The organism is Nitrosomonas communis, assembly GCF_024102715.1.
GTDB classification, from domain to species: domain Bacteria; phylum Pseudomonadota; class Gammaproteobacteria; order Burkholderiales; family Nitrosomonadaceae; genus Nitrosomonas; species Nitrosomonas communis_B.
In genome coordinates, this window is sequence record NZ_JAGFJM010000113.1 from 1 (window position 1) to 24,175 (window position 24,175).

The following is a 24,175-nucleotide window of genomic DNA, read 5'->3' on the forward strand; positions in this document are numbered from 1 at the left end:
GCAAACCACACAAATTATTTGATGGAAGAGAACCAAACTGCTCGATTTTGGCTTTATTAGTACACTGCCTTTTGAAACTGCTGATCCAAGATGGTCATTGAGGCAGTTTTTCAGGATCGACTAAGTACCCGCTCCAGCAGGCTTACTCCATCTTTATCCGGCTCGCTCCAAATGGCAAAGTACGAATGGACCGTGCGCCACTTCTGAAATTCGCTTGGCAACATGCGCCACTGGCAACCGCTCTTGAGTAAATACAACACCGCACAAAATACTTCGTACAAATCGATTCGACGTGGACTGGTCTTCTTGCGCGCACTTTCCAGCAGTGGGCGGATCTGACAGCGCCATACAAGCTGTGAGGAAATCTTTGACGCCCTGCAGAGGGAATTGATGGCAAGCCACTATTTTGTGCTCGACGAACTCATGCAACACATCGAGGTGATCGAAGCGCGCATCGCCCGTTTCGATACTAAACTTCTGGATGAACTTAAGGACGAACGGAACACGCTGGCGCTGTTGCAGATCCTGCCTGGCGTTGACCTCATTGGCGCTGGCTATGCTGCTAGTCGAAATTGGCACTGACATGGATGCCTTCGGCAGTGCCGACCGATCGCCTGGCATCAAAGTCGGCATCTGTCCCGGCAATCATGAATCTGCCGGCAAACGCAAATCTGGACGTGTCCGCAAGGGCAACCCCTATGTCCGACGGCTACTTTGTGAGTTCGCTCATGCCGCCAGTCGTACCCGGTCGGTGTTCAAATCGAAGTTCCAGTCTCTCGTCGTCCGACGCGGCTATAAACGCGCGAATTTGAGTCAGACAAAGAATTTTTTGACTGCTTACCAATAAGTATTATTCCTACGTATTTGTACGTATATTTTAATTCTGTATTTTTGATAAATTATTGAGTCATATAGTGTCTCCGCTGCATCAGATTCATATTGGAAGTGATTTGTTTTGCTAATAAATAAGCGCTATTAGAAAACCCTGATTGTTGGAGACTTAAATGCCAAAAATTTTTATAAGTTATCGACGGATAGATACTGGTCCTTCGGCAAAGCAGTTTTATGATGATTTGTCCAGGCGATTTGGTAAGTATCGTGTATTCATGGATACTGAAGATATCCGGGCAGGCACAAACTACGTTGAAACACTTCGTGCCCAGCTAGCAGAGTGTGATGTTCTATTAGCATTGATTGGGTCACAATGGGTTAATTGTGAGCGTGATGGCCGTCGCAGATTAGACTTTCCAGATGATTGGGTGCGTGAAGAGATTATTACGGCCATGAATCGGAAAATTCCGCTAATTCCTGTTTTGATGAATGATGTACAGCCACCAGAAAAAAGTGAGTTTCCGGAGAATCCTGAGCTTCAGCTTTTCTGTGAACAACAAGCGATAAAATTTTCTGAAACTTGTTGGGATGATGATATCCGGAACCTTGTCAAAGAAGTAGTGAAATTTACTTCCAGGAAATCCATCGCTGAGAATGATTACAGCTTGGTAAGCACCGGCTTGCAATTGTTGACAGATTTAATGACAGAACCGGAAGTGGCCGGCATCGTAGGACGTTCTCAGGAAAGAATCGAGCAGACTTGCCGGCAGCTTCAGAAATTGGAGTTATTCAAGAGAATTCATGATGCATTCCACAATATTGAAACTTATTTTCAGTCAATCGTAGCGCAGGGTGCCAAATCTCCTATTAAGCATCAGAAAAGCTTGTTTGATGAACAGGTTAAGCTAATACGCCATAGTATCCAGAATGCTGAAATTCAATCTGGTTTGAGAGAACTTATTATAGGACAGCTTGACAGTACCACTGAGGCATTCAAGGTTGCTATCGAGAACCAGAATAAAGAGAATCGTGCGATTTTAATTGGTGAGCTTAGTACCTTACTTTCAGTTATTCCTACCCGACTTGACCAATGTATCGTAAGTGCCGCTGCTGAACTTGAGCTTGAACGTATAGCAGATCTCATGTCTGAATTACAAGATATCCTTACTTCTGGAACAACACAAGATTTTCCAAAATATGAACGTCTTATCTGTGGTATTGATGTGTTACGGCAAATAGGTTGCGAACTGGCTACACGTGTAAATGAACACACTCTGTTGCAACATCTGGACTCAGAGCTACGGACAATCTATGCGGGAAATATCGGTATATCCCCTCGGATATGGGAGAGTATCCAGGTCCGTGCACGGAATTTGCTTAAACCCCCTTTTTCTGAGACTTTGGATAATCGGATAAAGGAAATGGAAGAGAAAGAAGCGGAAATTCAAAGTGCACTCGATCAGAAAAATAAAACAATAATCAATGATGCTGTAGCCGAATATTTCTGGAGACTTACTGCGATCTTTCAGAATGTAGACAGCGCTCTCAAGGATTTTTGTAACAAACTAAGTCAAAAGACTTTGCCGCGTCTCGAATTACTTCTTGATCTATGCAAAAGAGGACAATCATGACGCCATCGATCAACCCAGAAATTACTTCCATAGAAAGCCTGAATGATTTGAGGAATGTCCATGCACAACTTCTCGAAGAGCTGGATCAATTGCTTGGAGACAATTTCAATCAAGCGAGTGAAGCAGATGCAATCCATAAAATGCAACCCGAAATTCTGGGTTTTTTGGAGAAAGGGGCGTTCAGTGGCAATTGTCTAGAGGATATCCAAGAACGAATAGCCGGTCAGGCGCTCCTGGATTATTGGGCTTCAGCTTTGGTTCGTGCGGGTATTAATGTTGATCGGGTGCAACTCGCCCGCTTTGACGAACAACAACTTCCACTTTTACCTGATGTGCCGCGACCTTATGTTGGCCTGGAAGCATTTGGAGAGAATGAGAAAGAGTTTTTTTTCGGCCGTACAGCAGATATTAAAAATCTGATTGACTTGATTGAAAAAATGCCTTTGATAGTGGTGTTAGGAGCATCGGGCAGTGGCAAATCATCACTCGTCATGGGTGGGGTATTGCCGAGGTTAAAAGAGAGCATCAGCCTAAATCTTCGGATTATCCCTCCCTTTACGCCTGGAAATACACCACTTTTTCATCTGATGAGAGCTGTTCAAAATGGGGGTGATGGGACTGATAAACTCATCGAAACTGACATTCAGCACCTTCGAAAAAATCCAACATATCTTTCTGTCATGCTTGGTGGTGCGAGTGCACCCTCTGCCCTGATTACTATTGATCAGTTTGAAGAATTATTTACGCTTGTTGGCCAAGACGATCGAGATATATTCGTAAATTGCCTGGCCCAATTCCTCGAAGCCAAGCCCAATCACCGAATCATCCTGACTATGCGTGAGGAATTCAAGGATTACATGTCCGGCTTGGGCGTATTGTATGAAAAATATATTAAGCCAAACGATGCTTGGTATTTCATACGACCCATGGGCTATGAGGAACTACGGGAGGTCATCGAAGAGCCCGCCAAGCGTGTCAATCTACAATTCCAGCCCGGGATTGTGGATGATTTAATACAAAAAGTTCTTGGTCAACCCACTGTACTGCCACTATTGCAATTTACCTTGCGTGCTCTTTGGGAAAATCGTCCTAACCATCGAAACCGGATTACCTGGGACATCTACAAACAAGTTGGCGGCTATCAAGGAGACAAAGCTTTACCCTTCGGGCCGATGCAAGCATTAAGCAATGCCGCTGACCAATTTTACAACCGTCTTCCATTAGAAGATCGGGAAGAAGTAAAACGCATTTTACTAGAGCTTGTACGCGTGGATGAACTCCTTGAGGTTTATCGTCAACCATTCCTCCAGCGCCAGCTTATAGCAGCAGGAAAAGCGAATACGCGACGTGTACTCGATTTATTGGTTGAAAACGATTATATCCGTGTAAAAGCGGGGGTAGGTGATAAGGATAAAATTGTCGAAATCAAACACGAGTCACTCCTGCGAAACTGGGGGTGTTTGATTGAATGGATTGCAGAAAAGCGAGAAACGTATAAGCAGCGCCTTACCTTGATGCAAGCTGCCAGACGCTGGGAACAAGCCAATAGGCCCCGCGAGGGTTTGTTGACGGGCTGGCAATTGCAATACGCGAAGCAGCTCTCCAATTTATCCGAGTTGGAACAGGAATTTATTGACGCAAGCGAACAAGCTATCTCAAAAGCGGAGCGGAAAAAATTGCGAAAATTGCAATTAGCGCTGGCTTCCCTGCTTATAGGCATAAGCGTTTACTTTGCATTCGATTATTTCTTTTGGCAGGAATATAAGAAGACTTGGGGGGTAATAGAAGAATTAAAAGCAATGTCCCAGGACGAGAGAGAAAGATATGCTGAAAATCGTCTCGATAGTGTGGCAATTTATTACTGGAGCAAGTATTCGCGGAGTCAAGAAAAAGACGAGAAACAAGATGCGATCGATAAACTTGTGCGCGTTTTACAAGATGCAGATAAGAAAAAACTGTTTGATTCCAAAGTTTATCCTGTTGCCCAGTGGCAAGCGATGGAGAAGGGAATCCAGTCGGTAGCGAAGCGCGAGAGTGGAGAATCGAGCAAGGAAATCCAATCGGTATCAGAACACAAAAGTGAAGAGTCTCCACTAGTCACTTTATATCTGCCAAAGAGTAAAGCTGTGAAAGAGGGAATGCTACAAACATTTTGGCGAGAACTTGCTGTATCTAAGGGGAGCTTGGGAATATCCATTCCACTGCGGTTGGTTATTGAGATGGGTGACGAAGGATATCAAGTTGTCTTTGAACAATATAATTTGCAAACTTCTACTGAAGCTTCTCACCCATCTGAGAAAAGTCCGAATGCAGTTTTTGGTGATAGAACAATAGAAACTCCAAGCCAGGCAAGAGAGGATATCCCGGATCGGAAAGAGTCTCAGACGAAACTGGATATTAAATTCAAGAACAAAAATTACTCGGATACACTCCTTCATCTCGATAGTAGCTTTAAAAATTATCGTGACGTAAAAGAATTACTTGATTTCTATCATAAACAATTAGATGCACGCAGTGTTTCTGAAGAAAGCGAGTTGAAAAATTGGTGGTGGGTACCACGCTGGACAATTCCTCTTTGGAATGCGCTTAAATATCAGGGGATTTATCCTCCTGAATATTACTTGGTGCTTGATGGAATCAATCAATATAGTACGGCACCGGCGAGATTTCCAGGTGAGGTTATTGTGGGTGCTCTACACAAGGAAATGCTATCCTTTAGTAAGGAGACAGTCGAGGCAGCCTGCCAATCAACCAAGGGGTTAAAACAGTTGGTAGATAAATTGAAGGCTGATTTAGTTCAAAAGAAATCGCTTTCAGAGCTCCGATTTTTGTTGGAAAGCCTATCAGATGGAAATGCTACAAAAAATAATACCGACTGCTTGAGTCAAGTAGTGAAGGAATACGAAAAGGTAAAAAGTAGTTATTCAATAGAAGCAATAATAGATAAAGCATACAGCCCAGGACACCCGCTACGGATTGCAATTGCTCCTGATTTAAAAACTTTTATCGCTCCAGATGATGTGCTGGATAAAGGGATTCAGGCAAGTATTGAAGAATTGCGAAAAGAGATCAGGGAAGAGCGGGGAGTTCACATACCTGGAGTTCGATTTAGAGTAGATGATGAATTATCTCCAGAGAAGTTCAGGATAGAGGTTTACAACGAAGGCAGGAGCTTTACTGCTTCGTCGACCGATAAGGCTAAAGAGATTCTGGGGTATTTAAAGGGACGGCTTAATGTTGCGCTTCCTCTTTGGATAACTATTCAAGAGACAGCTTGGTTGCGGGATGAATTGCCAAAGGGAATCAGAGAGTGGCTTTCTGAGCGGTATGATGTCAGTAAGCTTAAATTACTTTTACGGGAAATATTGGCTGAAGGGTGGAGTAAGCGACCTGGATTGGAAGCCTCAGACGTTGAGATCACGCTATTAGAGGGCGCTAGCCTGAGTCATTTTTCCTGGTTGATGCATTCATTGGTATTCTGGGAGAAAGTGTGCGGGCCGCTAGACTATGCCTGCTTGGGAGAAGGGCTGCGAAATACTCAGCAGGCGCGCCTGAATGTGCGAGCCGGGGATACAGCTACAAGCATAGACCAAGTTAAACTTTCTGGTATGGGCCCGTTGATTTTGGGTGATTTAGATGAAGCGGGTAAACAGTTTGAGCAATGGCTTAAGAAGACTGATTCGGATACAGCTAAGGAAGTGTTTGTTCAGGCTTATGGCAGGGTGGTTGAGCCGATTGATACCCTTGAATTGAAAACAGCCTGCAGTCTAGAACCCGGTCGGTTTGCTGCTCATGTAGAACGTGCTCAGAGCGTCGCAAGCAAGCTGAATGCCTTTATGGAAGATTATGGTGAGACATTGCCTCCTCATCTGCAACGAAAGATGAGGTTATGCCAAATTTCAAGCGGATTTGCACAGAACAATAACCCTTCTCTGTGGAAAGAAAAAATTGAGACAGAATTGAGTAGGCATGAAAATTGGGCCCCTGAAGAGAAAAATTGGTTGGGCTACCTCAGTTTATTGGCGCATTTGGGATCAGATGATGCTAAAGATAAGGCGCCGCCATCCTATCTCGATCAGATCAAAGAACTTTTACTTGATGCGCTTCCTAAATTGCCTTTGCAGCAGGCTGAAGCAGCTTTTGAGGAAATTCTTCTACTTTGTTCTGATAACAAAAAAGTTGGCGCATGGTGTCTTGATATGCTGAAACCTTTACCTACTTTGGTAGAGAATAGCTATTGGATTCCATTTCAATTGGCATTTTCGTTCAGTCAAATCAGCCGGGGAGGTGCTGAAGGGGCATTACAGTTGTTGAATCAAGCAGAACGAAACCTTCATCGTATAGAAGAAAACCAGCAATTAACGCAAGCTGCCTGGCTTAGCTTCGTTCGGGGGATTGCCCATCATACCTTGTGGAGTATGGGAAATAGCGCAGACAGCGCAGACGCTGACGAAGCGATCAAGTATTTTAACGAGGCTGCAGAACTAAGCTTTAAACCTAAAAGCAATTTTGATCCAGGATTAGCCTATGTTCAGCGTGCATTGGTTTCATTTGGAGCGGGGGATTTAGAGAGTACCAAGGAGACATTAGAAAAGGCAGAGGACAAAGCCAAAAACGAAGCCACACGTGACGAGATTGAGTTAAGACGCGTAGTAATGCTCTGGGCACACAACAGATTCATTGAGGCCTTAGAAAGTTTGGAAGCTGCTCATGAAAACAAATTGGGTCCTGATTTACTATATCTACGTAGCCTTAGTCGAATGTTTGCACCAAGTCCTATTGACAGTAATGCGCTTAAAACGGATTTCAATGAATTTTATAAGACTTCACATGATTACCGAGATTATCTGCGATTGGCTGAATATTGGACGTTCGTGCGCATGGGGCAGACCGAGGAGGCAACGAATCGACTAGGAATGCGGTGGAATGAGATAAATCCCAGCAGCTGGCCGATACGGTTGCAACCTGAGCGTGGAGACTATATGTCCGTCTGGCGCGAAAAGCTGATTGGTTTTTATATGGACAAGGTTACAGAAGAAGAAATTTTTGATTTGCTCGAAAATGCTGAGAATTTTGACTCGTCACCTTTTGCCAATGCAGAGATATCTCGCCAGGGTTTCCTTTGCGAGTGGTATTTTTACAATGCCTTGTACCATTGGATACGCGATCAAGACAATCGGGCTTTCCGGAATCGTCTTGCCAAAGTGATTAGCACTGATCGAAGGGAATTTCATGAATATAGTATAGCCAAAAGTCTCATCAACCGTATTGATAGTGGAGAAAACTTTTCCCTAGAAGATAAAGCAAATAAGAATATGTAACCTTATACAACAAAATAATAGGATAGGAGTCGGGTGAGGGGAAAGCTCGTTTACTCAATTTAGAAGGCTTATCTGAGCTAAACGTTTCCTGGGCTAGATGTTAAAATAGCGGGCAAATGCCCAACATCACGACCCGCAGTTTTTCTCAATACGCTTTTGACACGCTCAATCAATACGGTTTGCCGCCGGTATTGGCGCGTATTTATGCCGCGCGCGGCATTGAACAGCCGCAACAGCTTGAGACTGAATTATCACGGTTGCTGCCATTTGAGCAGTTAAACAATGTGGCGCACATGGCGGCACTGCTTGCTGATGCCATTAGTGAGCGGAAACATCTGCTGATCGTGGCGGATTATGATTCCGATGGAGCGACTGCTTGTGCCGTCGCTATCCGTGCGCTGAGAGAATTGGGCGCCAGAGTGGATTATCTTGTTCCTAACCGGTTTGAATATGGTTATGGCCTGACCCCGGAAATCGTACAACTTGCTGCGATGCATGCTGCCGGGCAGCCGGATATTCTCATCACCGTGGATAACGGCATTGCCAGTGTGGAGGGTGTACAGGAAGCTAACCAGCTCGGCATGCAGGTGTTGATCACCGATCACCACCTGCCAGGAGACCGGTTACCCGAGGCAGCCGTGATCATCAATCCCAATCAGCCTGGCTGCAGTTTTCCGAGCAAACATCTTGCCGGCGTGGGCGTCATTTTCTACGTGATGTTGGCATTGCGCGCAGAGCTGCGCAAGCGGGGCGCGTTCCTTGCTGCCGGCAAAGAACCCAATCTGGCCAGTTTACTTGATCTGGTGGCGCTGGGGACGGTGGCGGATGTCGTCAGACTCGACAGCAACAACCGCATCCTGGTGCAGCAAGGCTTGCAGCGTATCCGTAAGGGGCGAGCATGCGCCGGTATCAATGCTTTATTACAAGTGGCAAAACGTGATTACCGGCAGGCATCCACTTATGAGCTGGGTTTTATCGTCGGGCCAAGACTCAATGCAGCCGGCCGGCTTGATGACATGACCATGGGTATTGAATGTCTTATTACTGATGATGAATTGAGGGCGCATCAGCTTGCTGCTCAACTGGATGAACTCAATCGTCAGCGGCGTGAGATTGAGGCAGATATGCAGCATGATGCGTTGAACAAGCTGGCAACTATCATTGAAGCGCAGAAACCGGCAACTGAATCTTGCTACAGTTTATGCCTGTATGACCCGAACTGGCACCAAGGTGTGATTGGCTTGCTCGCTTCCCGGATCAAGGAAAAATTTCATCGTCCAGTAATTACCTTTGCGCCGGGCAATGCAGGAGAAATCAAAGGTTCCGGCCGCTCCATTCCAGGTTTTCATTTGCGGGATGCACTCGATCTCGTGGCCAAACGTCATCCTGGTTTGATTCTGAAATTTGGTGGTCATGCTGCGGCAGCGGGGCTGACGGTACATGAGCAAAATTTTGAGGATTTCCGGACTGCTTTCGAGCGGGTCACACAAATGCTGCTGACGCCTGCAGATTTGGTCCGTGTCATAGAGACCGATGGTGAACTGGCGGATGATGAACTGAATCTCGATCTTGCACGCTGTCTAGCTGAGTGTGTATGGGGACAAGGCTTCCCCGAGCCGAGTTTTAATGCGCATTTTTATGTGGAGAGTCAGCGTGTTGTCGCTGAAAAACATTTAAAATTAAGGCTGAAGAAATTTGACTCGCACCGTAGTTACGATGCCATCCTGTTTTTCCAGGCGGCTCCGCTACCCTCAAGGATTAACACGGTATTTCGCGTGCAAGTCAATGAGTATAATGGTAATACCACCCTGCAACTGTTGCTTGAGCATTGGACTCCCATTGGCTCGATAACGACATGAATAGTACTTTCTTGGCGAGTGAAGAGCTTCAGTATCTCACTACATTTGCTACTAGTCTCGCTATCGGTCTGCTGATCGGGCTGGAACGCGAGCGTCGTCCAGCAGCTAAAGCAGGGTTACGAACCTTTGCTCTGGTCGCACTGTTTGGCACACTTGCTGCCATGCTGTCACAAAAAACACATTCACCCTGGCTGCTCTTTGGGGGATTGCTGCTGGTGGGAGTCATGACGATCGCCGCCTATCTGCGTGAGCAGCGTGAGCATGATGAATTAGCCGATCCGGGCACCACCACGGTTGTGGCGATCCTGATGTGCTATGGATTAGGTGCTCTCGTCTGGCACGAGGAATCCACGCTGGCAGTGATGCTCGCCATCGTCACCACTATTTTGCTGTATTTTAAAGCCGAGCTGCATGGCTTGACACATAATCTTGACCGCCGTGATCTGATTTCGATGCTGCAGTTTGCTGTGCTGACTTTTGTCATTTTACCGGTCCTGCCTAATAACAATTACGGACCCTATGAGGCGCTCAATCCCTATCAAATCTGGTTGATGATCGTATTGATATCGGGTATTAGTCTTACTGGCTATATCGCATTACGTTTTACCGGTCAGCGCCATGGTGCTGTTCTGCTGGGGGTGTTCGGTGGACTGGTATCCAGTACTGCTACTACCATGGTGTTTACGCGCCGCAGCGGAGATAATCCGGATCTAACGAAATTGGCGGTGGTGGTGATTCTGCTTGCCAATCTGACAGTTCTGGTCAGACTTGCTGTTATCAGCGCAGTCATTTCTCCGGTGATATTAGCGACACTGTTACCGATACTGAGTGTCGGTCTGATGCTTGGTTTGATTGCGGCTGTTTTCTGGTGGCGTGATTTAACCCGGCAGGAAAATGTTCTGATACCGGAAACCAAGAACCCTGCTGAACTCACCACGGCAGCGGGGTTTGGCATACTCTATGCCGTGGTGCTGCTGTTGAGTGCCTGGTTATCGGATATTGCTGGCAGCGGCGGCCTGTATATAGTCGCCATCATCTCCGGTTTAACCGATGTCGATGCCATTACAGTCAGTAGCCTGCGCTTGCTTGATTTGGGTAAGCTACAGACGGCAGAAGCAGTCACTGCCATTACCCTGGCCATCATTTCCAATATCATCTTTAAGCTGGGATTGATATTTATGATTGGTAGTTCGCTACTGGCCAAGCGTGCTGCTTTTGGCATGATCATGACGGCAGTAGGTCTGGGTGGCGCGCTGATATTGTTTGGAAATGAAGTGATAGATCATGCAATTTAAATTTGCTTTACCCGCCTCTGGCATGTTGATGCGCTATGCTGGTTTTGCCGGTTCCAGCGACGCATGTGCTCTGGCAGAACTGGCGCGCTGCGCGCAATTGACTAAACCGTTGACGATTATCACCGCTAACGCGCTGGATGGGCAGAGATTACTCGAGGAGCTGCCTTTTTTTGCACCTGAGCTGAAGGCGCATCTGTTGCCAGACTGGGAAACGTTGCCTTACGATACCTTTTCGCCGCACTATGATTTGATATCCGAACGGTTGGCAACGCTCTATCAGGTCATGAACGGAGCCTGCGACGTATTAATCGTGCCCGTCACCACTGCGCTGTATCGTATGTTGCCCAAGGAATTTCTGGCGGCGCATACTTTCTTTGTCAAGCAGGGTAATGTGCTTGATTTGGCTGCATTGCGCAGTCAGATGACCCTGGCCGGCTACACGCATGTGACGCAGGTATTATCACCTGGTGAATACAGTGTGCGCGGCGGCCTGGTGGATTTGTTTCCCATGGGCAGTCCGCTGCCATATCGCATGGATTTACTGGATAACGAAATCGAATCGATCCGCACATTCGATGTAGATACCCAGCGCAGTATTTATCCGGTCAAAGAAATCAGACTGCTGCCTGCACGTGAGTTTCCATTGGATGAAGCAGGGCGCATGCGTTTCCGTGTCAATTTTCGTGAGAAATTTGAAGGTGATCCTTCCCGTAGCCGCATTTATAAGGACATCAGTAAAGGTGCCACACCGGCAGGGCTCGAGTATTATTTGCCGCTCTTTTTTGAACAAACGGCTACCTTGTTCGATTATCTGCCGGCAGACAGTCTGTTATGTCTGCATCAGGACATTTATCCGGTGGTGGATAATTTCTGGCGCGATACACAATCGCGCTACCAGCTGTTACGGGGTGATACCGATCGCCCCCTGCTGCCGCCTGCCGAGCTGTTTCTGACCACCGATGGCTTCTTTGGCAAACTAAAGCCTTATGCGCGTATTCAACTTCAAGCTGACAAAGATACGGCCACTGAATCTTCTACCCAGTTTCTGCCAGCCGTGCGGGTGGACCGTCATGCGGCTAATCCGCTGGAAAAGCTGACTGCATTTGTCGCTGAATTTACGTTAGCAGGCGGGCGTGTGCTGCTGCTGGCAGAAAGCATGGGACGGCGCGAACTGATGGCTGAGTATCTGCATGAATATGGCTTGTTCCCCAAGATCTGCAAGGATTATGCCGAATTTCAGGCGAGCAGCGAACCTTTCATGCTGAGCGTCGCGCCGCTGCATAACGGCTATATCCTTGTTGCCGATCGCTACGCGCTGATTACTGAAAGCGAACTGTATGCGACGCATGTGCATGGACGGCGTGAACGCGAGACACGCAAGGCAACTTCGACGGATGTCATGCTGCGCGATTTGTCGGAAATCAAGCCGGGTGATCCGGTGGTGCATGAGCAGCACGGCATTGGCCGTTATCTCGGTCTGGTCAATATGGATCTGGGTGAAGGTGAGCCGGGTCAGACCAGCGAGTTTCTTGCGCTGGAATACGATGGAGGCGACAAGCTGTATGTCCCCGTTTCGCAACTGCATGTCATCGGCCGCTACAGCGGTGTGTCGCCTGAAACAGCGCCTTTGCATAAACTTGGCAGCGGGCAATGGGAAAAGGCCAAACGCAAGGCCATGCAACAGGTGCGTGATACCGCCGCTGAATTGCTGAATTTGTATGCCCAGCGCGCAGCACGTGAAGGGCATATTTTCAGGTTTAGACAGCATGATTATGAGGCGTTTGCAGAAGGGTTCGGCTTTGAGGAAACGGCTGATCAGGCAGCGGCGATTGAGGCGGTCATCAGCGATCTGACTTCGGGCAAACCGATGGACCGGCTAATTTGCGGCGATGTCGGCTTTGGTAAAACCGAGGTTGCTCTGCGCGCGGCATTTATTGCAGTGGCGGATGGCAAGCAGGTAGCAGTGCTGGTTCCCACCACCTTGCTGGCGGAACAGCATTTTCAGAATTTCTCGGATCGCTTCGGCTTGATTGCTGATCAGTGGCCGGTGAAGATCGCCGAGCTATCGCGCTTCCGTTCCGCCAAAGAGCAGACGCAAGCCCTGGAAGGACTGGCCCAAGGACAAATAGACATCATTATCGGCACACATAAGCTGATTCAGGAGAAAGTCAAATTCAAAAATCTCGGCTTGGTGATCATCGATGAAGAGCACCGTTTTGGCGTGCGCCAGAAAGAGCAGTTGAAGAAGCTGCGCGCTGAAGTGGATGTGCTGACATTGACCGCGACGCCGATTCCGCGCACGCTCGCCATGTCTCTGGAAGGGTTGCGCGATTTTTCCATCATCGCTACTGCGCCGCAAAGGCGGCTGGCTATCAAGACCTTTGTTCATTCGTTCTCCGAAGGCATTATTCGCGAAGCTTGCTTGCGTGAACTGAAGCGCGGCGGTCAGATTTATTTTCTCTACAACGAAGTCAGCACTATCCAGAACATGTATGAGAAACTGTCGCGACTCTTGCCGGAAGCGCGCATCCATATCGCACACGGGCAGATGCGGGAAAGCGAACTGGAGCATGTCATGCGGGATTTTCATCAGCAACGTTTCAACCTGCTGCTCTGTACCACCATTATCGAAACTGGGATTGATATTCCGAGCGCTAACACCATTATCATCCACCGGGCGGATAAGTTCGGCTTGGCGCAGTTGCACCAATTACGCGGCAGGGTAGGGCGATCCCACCATCAGGCGTATGCTTATCTGTTGACGCCGGATGAAGAAGCGCTGGGTGCGCAAGCTAAAAAAAGACTGGAAGCAATTCAGGCGATGGAAGAACTTGGCTCAGGCTTTTACTTGGCAATGCATGATCTGGAAATCCGCGGTGCCGGAGCAGTGCTGAGCGAATCGCAAAGCGGCGAAATGCAGGAAGTCGGTTTCAATCTCTACAGCACCATGCTGGAGAACGCGATCAAATCACTCAAGGCGGGTTGTGAGCCAGATATGCAACAGCCGCTCGGCATCGCTACCGAAATCAAGCTGCATGTGCCCACGCTTCTGCCGGAAGACTACTGTCACGATATTCATGAGCGTCTGGTGTTATATAAACGCATGGCCAATTGCACCGATGATGTGCAACTGGATGAAATGCACCGGGAATTGATCGACCGCTTTGGCTTGCTACCCGATCCAGCCCGGGCCTTGCTCGATTGCCACCGGCTGCGTATTGCCGCTAAACCGCTCGGCATAATACGGATCGATGCCAGCGCGGACAGTATACATATTCAATTTGTTCCCAATCCGCCGATTGAAGCGGGCAACATCATCGCGCTTATTCAGAGCAGCCGGGAATATAGCCTGACTGGCCCGGATCGCCTGAAAGTCCAGGTGAAAATTCCAGATGTGGCAGAACGGGTCAAGCGTATCCGCAAACTGATGGAGATGCTGGCGCAGGAATAATGCGCCCGGATTACTTCGATTGGCGCAGTCTGCCGCTATTGAAAGCGGTATGGCTCCAGCGAAGGAATCAATAGTATTTATTCTTGCTAATGTTGACTGCGTCTTGTTGGTGCTTATTGAAGAAGTCAATTGTTTCTTTGAACAGCATCAACTCAAAAGGCTTTTGCATTTTTAGAATAACCTCTTTAAGTTGCAGCATCCTGATCCTTAATACTGCTTCTGCGGCCTTATCCGGTAGTTCTTCCAGCGCTTTGCTGGTGTGTTTTAATACTACAAATTGCTTTGCGGGATCATGAGTTATATTTAATTCGAGCACGCAGAACGAATCAAAGAGCCACACCGTGGTATCTATTTCATCCCTGAAGCTATCAATACGATATGGCCGCATTCTGCCGTATCCATTAAAAAAGATGTCCGCGGTAGCGCGTTGTTTAACACCATTGATAGTCATTACTGGAATATCAATCGCAGCGATAACATCGACTATCACCATATCCTGGAAGAAATTATCGAATAACGTTTGGATATACGGCGTTTTCTTGAAAAGATGAAATAAGCACATATGACAACCCCATCTATTGCCTACTTATCATCATTAGGCGTAAGAAAAAAACTGATCACCATTATGATCAATTCTCAAATTGAAGTATCAACAGAATAAATACTGTTTCTGATCTCTTATTATTAATAACGATAGATTATCTGATAACTTTAGTTTTATGGATTTATAGCAAAGCTCAATCTTGAGCACAATGATCGCAAGACGCTCGGATCACAGGTTCTATTTCGCATTCCGATCGAAATCGGCTATCGCCTTGGCACCAGAAGTGCATTATCGGTATACTTTGACCACGTTTCTAACGCTTCCCTCGCTGATAATAATGAAGGGATGGACACCTTCCTTGGATTGGATGGGCGTTTTGGTTACCGCTTTTAGATTGCTATTTTGATAGCGACATGCCATGGATGGAAATCCAGCTATAATGAAACCCACATTATCCCTAAATAAGCGGAGATGATTTATGCGACATCTGCTGACTGTGATGCTGATTTTTGTGCATGCTTTAATGAGCTCTGCATCAATCCTTGCTGATGATCAGGGTTTATCCTCCGCAGCGATAGAGAACTCCCTCGGCATGAAGTTTGTCCTGGTACCGGCGGGTGAATTCTTGATGGGCAGCGATCAGTCAGCAGATGTATTGTCAAAGACCTATCCGCAGTATGAGCGCCGTCGAGTGCTGGAGCTGGGGGACGAAGCGCCAGTGCACCGGGTTCGCGTCACGCGACCTTTCTACCTGGGTCAGTTTGAGGTGACTGTCGGACAGTTCCGTCAATTTATAGCAGCTTCAGGCTATACCCCGGAATCGGTAGCAGACGGTACAGGTGGCTATGGATACAACCCCAATTATGACGCTGCAAAAGCTGATAGTGGCGACGCTTTCGAGGGACGTGATCCGAAATACTCCTGGCACAATCCGGGTTTTGTCCAGGGAGACAATCACCCGATCGTAAATGTAACATGGAACGATGCCGTGGCGCTGGCAAAATGGCTCAGTGAACAGGAGGGCGTAAAATATCGCTTACCCACTGAGGCAGAATGGGAATATGCTTGCCGCGCCGGTACGCGTACCCGTTATACCAATGGAGATAATCCGGAATCCTTACACAAGGTCGCCAATATTTTTGATTTGGATGCCAAGGAGTATTGGTTACGCTGGGCAGATCTTGCGCTCGCTGCTCATGATGGCTTTCCTTTCACTGCACCTGTTGGTAGCTTTGCGCCGAATGCCTGGGGACTTTATGACATGCATGGTAACGTGTGGGAATGGGTTTCTGACTGGTATAGGGAGGATTACTATAGGGGGTCGCCCCTCGACGATCCACAAGGACCAGCCCATGGCAACGTACGAGTGCGGCGCGGCGGCTCTTGGCATACCTGGGCTTTGTACGCCCGCTCGTCCTATCGCAACTGGCTTTCGCCGAGCTCGCGCTACATCCTGGTTGGCATGCGTCTGGTGCGCGAAGTGCCACTGCGCTGAACGGGCACTGCCTAAGCAATTCTTGCTTTCTTGAAAGAACAGTTAATCAACCCCTTCCGCTAAATAGATTTTATACTATTCAGACTGAATCGATCATCAAGCGTGAGCGGATTTTGCTTACCTCCAAACATGAAAGGAGTTATCTATTATGGAAGCGTGTAACAGTAAATTTCGATTAGCTGAGAATACAGCAATCATAGCGCCTGCTATGACCAGCAGTAATCTGGCAGGAGCGACGTGTAACCAATCAGTTTATGCCGGAAATGGCAGGGAGCCGCTCATGGCAACATTAGCGCGGCCCATCGGCATTAACCGGACATTAAGGAAGGGTGGCTGGCTTCTTGCAGTAGCGTTTATGGCACTGATAGGGACAACTCCTGTTATTCATGCCAGGGGATATGAAGTATGGGTCAGCGATCAGGCTAATACGCAAGGAATCACGGCGCAGGCGCCTACCGGGACGCATGGTGGCGCTGTACGCATCTATGATGGGGCGGATTTGGAAAAAACACCTCCCGTGGACAAACCTGTGGTGCTGGATGTCACGGCCGACTTGTTCCCCGCGGCAAATGCCACCACCGGTGCGCATGTCGTGCGCATTCATGGCATTCTGCCGAGTCCGGACCATCGGTACATGGCGCTCAACTTTGTCGCTTCGGGGCATTTAGGTATCGTCGATGGTGAAACCAAATTGCCTGTATGTCTTTTCCGGGCTACTGGCACATCTACCGGCCAGCAGAACCATATGAGCTTCTGGGCGCCAAACGGCCATAGCATCATTGTCGCTAATCAGAACGGGCGTATGCTGGAGCGTGTCGACGTGACACGTGATAGCAAAGGTACCGTGACCAGTTTTGATTTCAATGCGGCAGCCAGTCTTGATCTGGTTGGCGGTGCCAACCGGATTACCGCGCAGCCCGTCGCGGCCGATCTGAATCCGGACGATGGAATCACATGCACGGTCAGTGGAACGGTTGCGGATGGACAAGCGACGACGACACCCACAGGGGCGCTGAAGCAAGCCGAAGGGGTTCGCCCTTTGAATACGGTCATTTGCCCAATCGTTGCCAGTGCCAGCCAGCATGCGTTTGCGACCTTGGGCGGGGGCGGCATGTTCGTGATCGACACGCGTAGCACACCGATGGCGATCGTAGCCGAGTACGACATGAGCGTTATCCGGGCTGCTGGTTGCGGCGGTGTCGAAGCAGAAGGTTTCATGCATCTGAATACCGGCACGTCAGGGCCAAACATTTCTGAATTCACGCTCTACCGATTCTCACTCGATTATCCGGTGGCACCAGCGTTTAATGCGCCCAATACCCCTGCACCTATTGCAGTGTGGGCAGACGCGGACAATGGTAAAGTGGCAGGTGCTGATATGCCGGCAGGAAGCAATCGCGATGCGCATGGTCTTGTGCTCGCGAGCGACGTCTCAATAGGAAAACCGCGCTATTTGCATCAGATGGACCGGATCCGCAACAATGTCGAGGTGTTCAAGGTGGCTTCGTCGCAAGATAAGCAGCTATTTCAGCATGCAGGCAGCTATAGCTTGACAACCACGAGCGCCTGTGGCTCGACGCTCGGCACCGCCAAAAGCAATGACCCGACACCCGATCTGGGCGATCTTTCAGTGGCTGGCAATACAAAAGGCAAGCGCATTTATGTGGCGCTGCGTGGGCCATTTCCGCTTACCGTCAGTCATGCGGCAGATGGCAGCTGCCCTGGACTGGGTATCATTGAATTGTCGTCCAATCTGACGAGCGGAACATTAACTCATGTGCTGCCTACCACTGTGCTGGACGCGGAGGAATCGAAGAATCTCAGCGATCCCCATGCTGCGATCGTGCGGGTAAAAGCGCAGTAAATCTAGCGGTTAACAAAGTAATACCCAGGTTGAGCCGTCTGCCACAGCCAAGTCTCTGGCAGTTAGTTTAGGCTCGCCTGGGGAGAGCGCGAGCTATCAGCGACTACTACGATATTTTTCTGTTCAGCCATGATCATTGCCCTGGTTTAGTCAGCTGGTCAACGTCAACGAATTGAAGATCTTTGTCTCCTTTTTTCGCTTGCTTTACCTGCCAGATATGCCATTGGGCAGCCATGTTCTTGCCATAGTAGCTAAATTGATATTTACCTAAGGTTCCTTTAAAAAGGCGATCGGTCGCTGCCTTCTTTTCCATCCTTGATTTCAGCACTGCGCGGGCATCTTCGACCACCCGCCTGTTCAAGAGCAACATACTCCAGTATTTAAATCGTGAACGGGCTTTGCTCTCTTCGGCGAAATGCTGATGGGCATCTTCAAGCAGCATATCAATAATCATGCGGGCATCTTCTCCAATCAACCTGAAACCACTGTCCTTGAACTGTGCCGCCTTGAGCGGATGGGCCAGATACACATTCAGTTCTTTCAGCTCATTGGTACCGTATGTGAGCAGTTGCGAATCAACAGCTTGATCGCTCAAAAGAATTGTTGGCAATTTATTTGGAGGAAATATCCGTTTAATCTGCCTGATCAGTATCAGAGCATTCTGCCAATCACCGGCAAAGAAAACCGAATTAATTTTCAGTTGGTTGAGCGTTTCGCCAGGCGGCACTGACATATTGGTTGACCATAGCACCACCTGTCCCTTGTTTTCTTGGACCTTTTTAATAAATTCTAGCGCCAGGTACTTAGAGTAAGTGGGATTCTGCTCGTCTTCCACCACCCAAAAAACTTGGCTGCCATTGGCTTGATTGCGATTGTCGAGAACAAATTGCGCAAACTTGGTTGCTTGTTCATCATCCGTTGGCCACAAGCGGAATACCGGCCGATAATCGCCATCCGAATTTTTGCTGGGAATCAGGTGTGGATTTGTTTCTGTGGTGAGGATGACAGGAATGGCAGGCTGCGCTTGTAGCAGATAATTAGGTAACGCCTCTTTCGACGATGTGCTATAGGCGTGTCCTATCACCATGAGAGTGTCATTACGTTGCGCGAGGTCGGCTGAGATGCGACGAACTTCAGCAAGATCACCTTGATCATCCACACATTTAACCTTAATGGGTACCCCTTTGACCATAATAGCGGACACGCCATCAATGCCTTCCTCCCGCAGGGTGACATCTCCACGGTCACACGCTTTTTCATCCCGGAAACCTTTGAATATTTCAGCAATGGCTGAATTGTTGACGTGATCACCCACCAGGTAGATATAGTAACTGTCGGGACTTTTCCACCAATCGGTGATCCGGCCTACCACAACGATCCCTATAATTGCCATCAGCGTGGGAATCAATACAAATTTACCGAGTGGTTTGAGCAGCAAGCGGCGCAATAATGCTATGAATAGCTTGATGTTTAAAGCAGTTTTCTTAAGCATTTATCCTCCTCTGCTCAATTTATTCATATACCGTATTTTTTGAGATTCCGCCTGGAAGGATGCTGGCAAGAAATCTCATCGGCATAAGCACCCATTTTTAACACGTATGATGTGCCTCGGGTAAATCTTCGTCAAGCAACGTGCATTGTGGATGCTGCTTTCGATCTGAAAATAGGGAGGGATTTGCTCTATCTGCAAGTACAGCTTGTGCTGTGACTACCTCCTGTGCCGGAAGGCTAACAAGCACTATCGCTATAATGATCTCGGAGCCACCTTCATCACTAGCGGCAGCGGGTCAGGTGACGTCCGAGGAGGTGAAAGAGAAGGGGGTTTGCTGATTTGCGGTGTACTGCTGCCCGAGCAAAGCTTCCGGATTGTTACCAGATTTCAACCATTACACCTGGTTTGAGCCATTTGCTGAGCTGATCAATCTGCGCATTGGTCAGCGCAATACAGCCATTGGTCCAATTAAGCTGCCCATGCACCGCATGATCTCCTTGCCCTAGGCCATGAATACCTAAATAACCGCCTAACGGCGTATTCTGCGGAGGAGTCCTTCCCGCTTCAATTGCATGGATAATGGATTGCCATGTTTTTTTAGTGATGCGGTTTTCTGACAGAGCAAGATCAGCGGCTTCTCGATTCGGAAAATCCAGGCCAAAGAAACGGTAATAACGGCTTGGCTCTTTTATCCTGTCAATGCGGAAACTACCGAGCGGTGTTCTGTTGTCACCCATCATTCTGGCTTTGCTGGCACCAAAGCGGCCGATCGCGATATTTTCAAAAACAGCTTCTATCGCCAGGCCCTTCATGACCGATAAAGTCAAATTTTTGGTATCCACATTAATCCAGATATGGTTATGTGCGCTGGAGAGGCTGGGGGCTAACAGGCATAAAATCAATACGAGTAATCTGCTGTACATAGGAAAAAAATGAAAAGAGGGTTAAGGAAAATTTTCTAGTCTGGCAAATACAGTTGAACCAAGTTACTATGTTTATTTCAAAAGTAATCTATTAATCATCCCAATGGTGACGTCACTCAGATGTATCTCCATTGTCTGATCATTTAATGTCATTATGTGTCTGGCTATTCCTGCTTGCGTGGAAGAAATTGTCTCGGAAGATTGCGCAATCGTCAATCTCAGCGGTGTGCGCCGGGAGGTTTCACTGGCCTTGGTGGAAGGTGTCCAGCCTGGCGATTACGTCATTGTGCATGTGGGTTTCGCGTTACAAAAAATAGACCCGCTCGAAGCTGAGCATACCTTGGCGTTGTTTGCCGCAATGCAAACCCACGAGGGCCACTCTTCTAATGAACCTGAAGAATGAAATACATAGACGAATTTCGTGATGGCGCACTGGCCAAAAAAATTGCCGCCAATATTGCGCGTGAAGTGAATTCTCACCGTCATTATCATTTGATGGAATTTTGCGGTGGCCATACTCACGCCATTTCACGCTATGGCATTCCCGCGCTGCTGCCTGATAATGTGCGCATGATTCATGGGCCTGGTTGTCCGGTCTGTGTTCTGCCAGTCGGACGGATTGAAAACGCCATTCAACTGGCGCAGCAACCGGAGGTGATCTTATGCAGTTATGGCGATATGCTGCGGGTACCAACTAACCATGGCATAAGTCTGCTGAAAATCAAAGCACAAGGCGCGGATGTGCGCATGGTGTATTCCACTGCGGATGCTATCAGGATCGCCCAGCAAAATCCGCGGCGGCAGGTGGTGTTACTTGCAATCGGTTTTGAGACGACCACTCCGCCCACGGCGATTGCCATCAAGCAAGCGCAAGCACTGGGTCTGAACAATTTCAGCGTATTCTGCAATCATGTGCTGACGCCTTCCGCCATTTCGCACATCTTGCAGTCTCCTGAAATCCGCCAGCTCGGCTGGGTGCCGCTGGATGGCTTTATTGGGCCTGCGCATGTATCAACCATCATTGGCAGCCAACCGTATGAATATTTCGCTGAAGAATTTCAGAAACCCGTGGTCATTGCTGGCTTCGAGCCGCTTGACGTGATGCAGGCCATTCTGATGCTGATCAGACAGATTAATCAAGGGCGGGCGGAGGTGGAAAATGAATTTACCCGTGCGGTCACGCGTGAAGGCAATCTCAAGGCGCAGCATCTGGTGGCAGAAGTGTTTGAATTGCGGCGTCTGTTCGAATGGCGCGGCCTTGGCTGGGTGCCTTATAGCGCACTGCAGATCAAGGTAGCTTTTGCTGATTTTGATGCAGAAAAACGTTTCCACATTCCTGCACTTTCCATCGCTGATCACAAGGCATGCGAATGCGGCGCCATCCTGCGCGGCATCAAGCAGCCGCAGGATTGCAAAATTTTTGGCACGGTCTGTACGCCTGACAACCCCATTGGTTCCTGCATGGTTTCCTCTGAGGGTGCCTGTGCGGCCTACTATAGCTATGGCCGTTTCCGCAGGACGGCATGATGCCAGACGAGAAGCCTGTTAGAGCGGCCAAAATGACCAAAGCGGGTTATGTACGTCCGATCGATTTTAAAAATGGCCGGGTGGAGATGACACACGGTGGTGGCGGGCGCATGATGATGCAGCTGATCGACACCTTGTTCCTCACTGCCTTCGATAATGATATTCTGCGCCAGATGAATGATCAGGCCTGTTTCTGCGTGCCAGCCGGACGCATGGTGATGTCGACTGATAGTCATGTGGTGTCACCGCTGTTTTTCCCGGGCGGGGATATCGGCAGCCTGTCTGTGCATGGTACGCTCAACGATGTCGCCATGTCTGGTGCCAGACCACTCTATTTGTCTGCCAGCTTTATTCTGGAAGAAGGGTTTCCGCTGGCTGATCTCAAGCGTATTGTCGAATCCATGGCCCAAACAGCGCAATATGCAGGGATATCCATCATTACCGGTGATACCAAAGTGGTGGAGCAGGGGAAAGGCGATGGCGTATTCATTACCACCACCGGTGTCGGCATTGTGCCTGACGGTATTGATATTTCAGCCGAGCGCGCCAAGCCGGGTGACAAGATTCTGGTTTCGGGCACCCTTGGCGATCACGGTATCGCCATTCTGTCGCTGCGTGAGAATCTTACCTTTCATACCACTATCCAGTCCGATACCGCTGCCTTGCACGAACTGGTCGCCGCCATGGTGCACGCTGTTCCCACCATTCATGTGCTGCGTGATCCGACCCGTGGCGGACTTGCCACCACGCTGAACGAGATTGCGCAACAGTCTGGGGTGGGCATGATGCTGTATGAAAGCAAACTGCCGATTCGTGAACAAGTCAGAGCAGCCTGCGAATTTCTCGGCTTTGACCCGCTTTATATCGCCAACGAAGGTAAACTAGTCGCCATCTGCCCACCTGAAGCGGCAGATGCATTATTGCAAGCGATGCGGGCGCATCCCCTGGGCAGTGATGCTGCGATTATTGGCGAAGTGATCGAAGATCCTCATCATTTTGTGCAAATGGAAACCAGTTTTGGTGGCCAGCGAGTGGTCGACTGGCTGAGCGGAGAACAGTTGCCGCGCATTTGTTGAAAATTTTAATGCTTTACCGCGAAAAAGGTAAAGAAGGACAGACCACCTGATCCCGATGATTTTAAGATGATTCCAATTTAAGGATCAGACGGAGTCAGATGCCAGAATCAAGGATTCTTGTTCTTGCGAACAATAACCTCAATCGTCGCTTTCGTTTTTCTTGATTCGCGACCTGATGGTAGACCCCCGATGTTGTTCTATGGGTTTGTTCATCATATTGATTTGTGGAATTAACAAAGTTTGTTATGATGAAAGCTAAATCGACGCAATTCCATAAAATATAAGGAGATAGCGCGCAACTTACCGTGCTAGATTTCATTTTGACGTAATGTGTTGCGTCATTTCGGAGACCTAATTCTAGCTGGGTATTTCGTTCCCCTGCAACCAAAGGAGAAAATTTATGGAACTGTCGGCTGTTTTAAGCCCAGCCCCGGAAGGGGGGTATGTCGCATTCAACCCTGAAACCGGCACGACTACACAAGGCGAAACCGTAGAAGAAGCTTTGGCCAATCTGCGCGAGGCGACAGAGCTATATCTCGAAGAATTTCCCCTTGCTGTTTCTGGTCGGCCATTGCTGACTACGTTTGAAGTGCCAGAACATGCCTAAATTGCCGGTTGTGTCCGGGGCCGAGGTTGTGCGGGCCTTGGAGCGGCTCGGTTTCGTCGTCGTCCGTCAACGCGGGAGTCACATCGTCATGCGCCGCGGTTCGTCTGGCTGCGTTGTTCCCAGCCATCGCAAGTTGAAGACCGGCACGCTGGCTGGTCTTCTCAAGCAAGCTGGCGTTTCCACCGAAGAGTTCGCCGAGGCGCTTCATGCCTAACGGATAAGGTTAGATTGTGAGAGCGAAGCGAGTCACAATCTGAAC

16 protein-coding genes and 2 pseudogenes are annotated in these 24,175 nt (G+C 48.6%); 14 read left to right on the top strand and 4 right to left on the bottom strand.

All coding sequences use genetic code 11. The annotated features are described in order from the left end of the window. Positions 1-113 precede the first annotated feature (113 nt). A pseudogene (locus J5I83_RS11120) lies at positions 114-365 on the bottom strand (transposase); the annotation flags it as partial. On the opposite strand from J5I83_RS11120, the pseudogene J5I83_RS11125 reads away from it, so the two are divergent. From J5I83_RS11125 to mfd, 6 genes and pseudogenes are all read left to right on the top strand, one after another. Further along, positions 352-814 (top strand): annotated as a pseudogene (locus tag J5I83_RS11125) (transposase); the annotation flags it as partial. The pseudogenes J5I83_RS11120 and J5I83_RS11125 sit on opposite strands and share 14 nt — an antisense overlap. Before the next feature lie 190 nt (positions 815-1,004). Further along, positions 1,005-2,462: a toll/interleukin-1 receptor domain-containing protein gene (locus J5I83_RS11130; RefSeq protein WP_304056037.1), complete on the top strand. Its 1,458-nt coding sequence runs from the start codon at positions 1,005-1,007 to the stop codon at positions 2,460-2,462. After that, complete coding sequence (locus J5I83_RS11135) at positions 2,459-7,783, top strand: hypothetical protein (protein WP_304056039.1); 5,325 nt, start codon at positions 2,459-2,461, stop codon at positions 7,781-7,783. Before J5I83_RS11130 ends, J5I83_RS11135 begins: the two co-directional genes overlap by 4 nt. 116 nt (positions 7,784-7,899) lie before the next feature. Beyond that, positions 7,900-9,642, top strand: coding sequence for a single-stranded-DNA-specific exonuclease RecJ (recJ, locus tag J5I83_RS11140; protein ID WP_304056041.1), 1,743 nt, complete (start codon positions 7,900-7,902; stop codon positions 9,640-9,642). Continuing rightward, the gene (locus tag J5I83_RS11145) at positions 9,639-10,937 is read left to right on the top strand and encodes an MgtC/SapB family protein (protein ID WP_304056044.1); all 1,299 of its coding nucleotides are present in this window, start codon (positions 9,639-9,641) and stop codon (positions 10,935-10,937) included. The genes recJ and J5I83_RS11145 overlap by 4 nt, the downstream gene beginning before the upstream one ends. Then, the gene (gene mfd, locus J5I83_RS11150) at positions 10,927-14,388 is read left to right on the top strand and encodes a transcription-repair coupling factor (RefSeq protein ID WP_304056046.1); all 3,462 of its coding nucleotides are present in this window, start codon (positions 10,927-10,929) and stop codon (positions 14,386-14,388) included. The genes J5I83_RS11145 and mfd overlap by 11 nt, the downstream gene beginning before the upstream one ends. 67 nt (positions 14,389-14,455) lie before the next feature. Here mfd and J5I83_RS11155 read toward each other — a convergent pair whose 3' ends face one another. Continuing rightward, positions 14,456-14,950 carry a hypothetical protein gene (locus J5I83_RS11155; protein WP_304056048.1) on the bottom strand — a complete coding sequence of 165 codons (495 nt, stop codon included), beginning with the start codon at positions 14,948-14,950 and terminating at the stop codon, positions 14,456-14,458. 165 nt (positions 14,951-15,115) lie between these two features. Here J5I83_RS11155 and J5I83_RS11160 point away from each other — a divergent pair, with 165 nt between their 5' ends. From J5I83_RS11160 to J5I83_RS11170, 3 genes are all read left to right on the top strand, one after another. Then, positions 15,116-15,325, top strand: a complete 210-nt coding sequence (locus J5I83_RS11160) for an acyloxyacyl hydrolase (RefSeq protein ID WP_304056071.1) — start codon at positions 15,116-15,118, stop codon at positions 15,323-15,325. Between the two features lie 85 nt (positions 15,326-15,410). Further along, entirely contained in the window at positions 15,411-16,427 is a 1,017-nt protein-coding gene (locus J5I83_RS11165) for a formylglycine-generating enzyme family protein (protein WP_304056051.1), read from the top strand. A gap of 148 nt (positions 16,428-16,575) precedes the next feature. Beyond that, a complete protein-coding gene (locus J5I83_RS11170; RefSeq protein ID WP_304056053.1) occupies positions 16,576-18,291 on the top strand; it encodes a hypothetical protein in 1,716 nt (571 codons plus the stop codon). 133 nt (positions 18,292-18,424) lie between these two features. Here J5I83_RS11170 and J5I83_RS11175 read toward each other — a convergent pair whose 3' ends face one another. Together J5I83_RS11175 and J5I83_RS11180 are read right to left on the bottom strand one after the other, a co-directional pair. Further along, positions 18,425-19,783 (bottom strand): hypothetical protein, encoded by a 1,359-nt coding sequence (locus J5I83_RS11175; protein WP_304056055.1) that lies wholly within the window; start codon positions 19,781-19,783, stop codon positions 18,425-18,427. A gap of 377 nt (positions 19,784-20,160) precedes the next feature. Further along, complete coding sequence (locus J5I83_RS11180; RefSeq protein ID WP_304056057.1) at positions 20,161-20,706, bottom strand: L,D-transpeptidase; 546 nt, start codon at positions 20,704-20,706, stop codon at positions 20,161-20,163. A 154-nt stretch (positions 20,707-20,860) separates the two neighbouring features. Here J5I83_RS11180 and J5I83_RS11185 point away from each other — a divergent pair, with 154 nt between their 5' ends. The 5 genes from J5I83_RS11185 to J5I83_RS11205 all read left to right on the top strand — a co-directional run bounded on the left by J5I83_RS11185 (position 20,861) and on the right by J5I83_RS11205 (position 24,130). Further along, positions 20,861-21,109: a HypC/HybG/HupF family hydrogenase formation chaperone gene (locus tag J5I83_RS11185; protein WP_304056058.1), complete on the top strand. Its 249-nt coding sequence runs from the start codon at positions 20,861-20,863 to the stop codon at positions 21,107-21,109. Beyond that, positions 21,106-22,233 carry a hydrogenase formation protein HypD gene (gene hypD, locus J5I83_RS11190; protein ID WP_304056061.1) on the top strand — a complete coding sequence of 376 codons (1,128 nt, stop codon included), beginning with the start codon at positions 21,106-21,108 and terminating at the stop codon, positions 22,231-22,233. Before J5I83_RS11185 ends, hypD begins: the two co-directional genes overlap by 4 nt. Continuing rightward, positions 22,230-23,309, top strand: a complete 1,080-nt coding sequence (gene hypE / locus J5I83_RS11195; RefSeq protein ID WP_304056063.1) for a hydrogenase expression/formation protein HypE — start codon at positions 22,230-22,232, stop codon at positions 23,307-23,309. Before hypD ends, hypE begins: the two co-directional genes overlap by 4 nt. Before the next feature lie 400 nt (positions 23,310-23,709). Continuing rightward, entirely contained in the window at positions 23,710-23,916 is a 207-nt protein-coding gene (locus J5I83_RS11200; protein WP_304056066.1) for a type II toxin-antitoxin system HicB family antitoxin, read from the top strand. Continuing rightward, positions 23,909-24,130 carry a type II toxin-antitoxin system HicA family toxin gene (locus J5I83_RS11205; RefSeq protein WP_304056068.1) on the top strand — a complete coding sequence of 74 codons (222 nt, stop codon included), beginning with the start codon at positions 23,909-23,911 and terminating at the stop codon, positions 24,128-24,130. The genes J5I83_RS11200 and J5I83_RS11205 overlap by 8 nt, the downstream gene beginning before the upstream one ends. Positions 24,131-24,175 lie beyond the last annotated feature (45 nt).

What these genes read in the sequence shown, in the direction of transcription:
- J5I83_RS11130 (WP_304056037.1), top strand. Translation starts at nt 1,005, where the DNA reads ATGCCAAAAATTTTTATAAGTTATCGACGGATAGATACTGGTCCTTCG.
- J5I83_RS11135 (WP_304056039.1), top strand. Translation starts at nt 2,459, where the DNA reads ATGACGCCATCGATCAACCCAGAAATTACTTCCATAGAAAGCCTGAAT.
- recJ (WP_304056041.1), top strand. Translation starts at nt 7,900, where the DNA reads ATGCCCAACATCACGACCCGCAGTTTTTCTCAATACGCTTTTGACACG.
- J5I83_RS11145 (WP_304056044.1), top strand. Translation starts at nt 9,639, where the DNA reads ATGAATAGTACTTTCTTGGCGAGTGAAGAGCTTCAGTATCTCACTACA.
- mfd (WP_304056046.1), top strand. Translation starts at nt 10,927, where the DNA reads ATGCAATTTAAATTTGCTTTACCCGCCTCTGGCATGTTGATGCGCTAT.
- J5I83_RS11155 (WP_304056048.1), bottom strand. Translation starts at nt 14,950, where the DNA reads ATGTGCTTATTTCATCTTTTCAAGAAAACGCCGTATATCCAAACGTTA.
- J5I83_RS11165 (WP_304056051.1), top strand. Translation starts at nt 15,411, where the DNA reads ATGCGACATCTGCTGACTGTGATGCTGATTTTTGTGCATGCTTTAATG.
- J5I83_RS11170 (WP_304056053.1), top strand. Translation starts at nt 16,576, where the DNA reads ATGGAAGCGTGTAACAGTAAATTTCGATTAGCTGAGAATACAGCAATC.
- J5I83_RS11175 (WP_304056055.1), bottom strand. Translation starts at nt 19,783, where the DNA reads ATGCTTAAGAAAACTGCTTTAAACATCAAGCTATTCATAGCATTATTG.
- J5I83_RS11180 (WP_304056057.1), bottom strand. Translation starts at nt 20,706, where the DNA reads ATGTACAGCAGATTACTCGTATTGATTTTATGCCTGTTAGCCCCCAGC.
- J5I83_RS11185 (WP_304056058.1), top strand. Translation starts at nt 20,861, where the DNA reads ATGTGTCTGGCTATTCCTGCTTGCGTGGAAGAAATTGTCTCGGAAGAT.
- hypD (WP_304056061.1), top strand. Translation starts at nt 21,106, where the DNA reads ATGAAATACATAGACGAATTTCGTGATGGCGCACTGGCCAAAAAAATT.
- hypE (WP_304056063.1), top strand. Translation starts at nt 22,230, where the DNA reads ATGATGCCAGACGAGAAGCCTGTTAGAGCGGCCAAAATGACCAAAGCG.
- J5I83_RS11200 (WP_304056066.1), top strand. Translation starts at nt 23,710, where the DNA reads ATGGAACTGTCGGCTGTTTTAAGCCCAGCCCCGGAAGGGGGGTATGTC.
- J5I83_RS11205 (WP_304056068.1), top strand. Translation starts at nt 23,909, where the DNA reads ATGCCTAAATTGCCGGTTGTGTCCGGGGCCGAGGTTGTGCGGGCCTTG.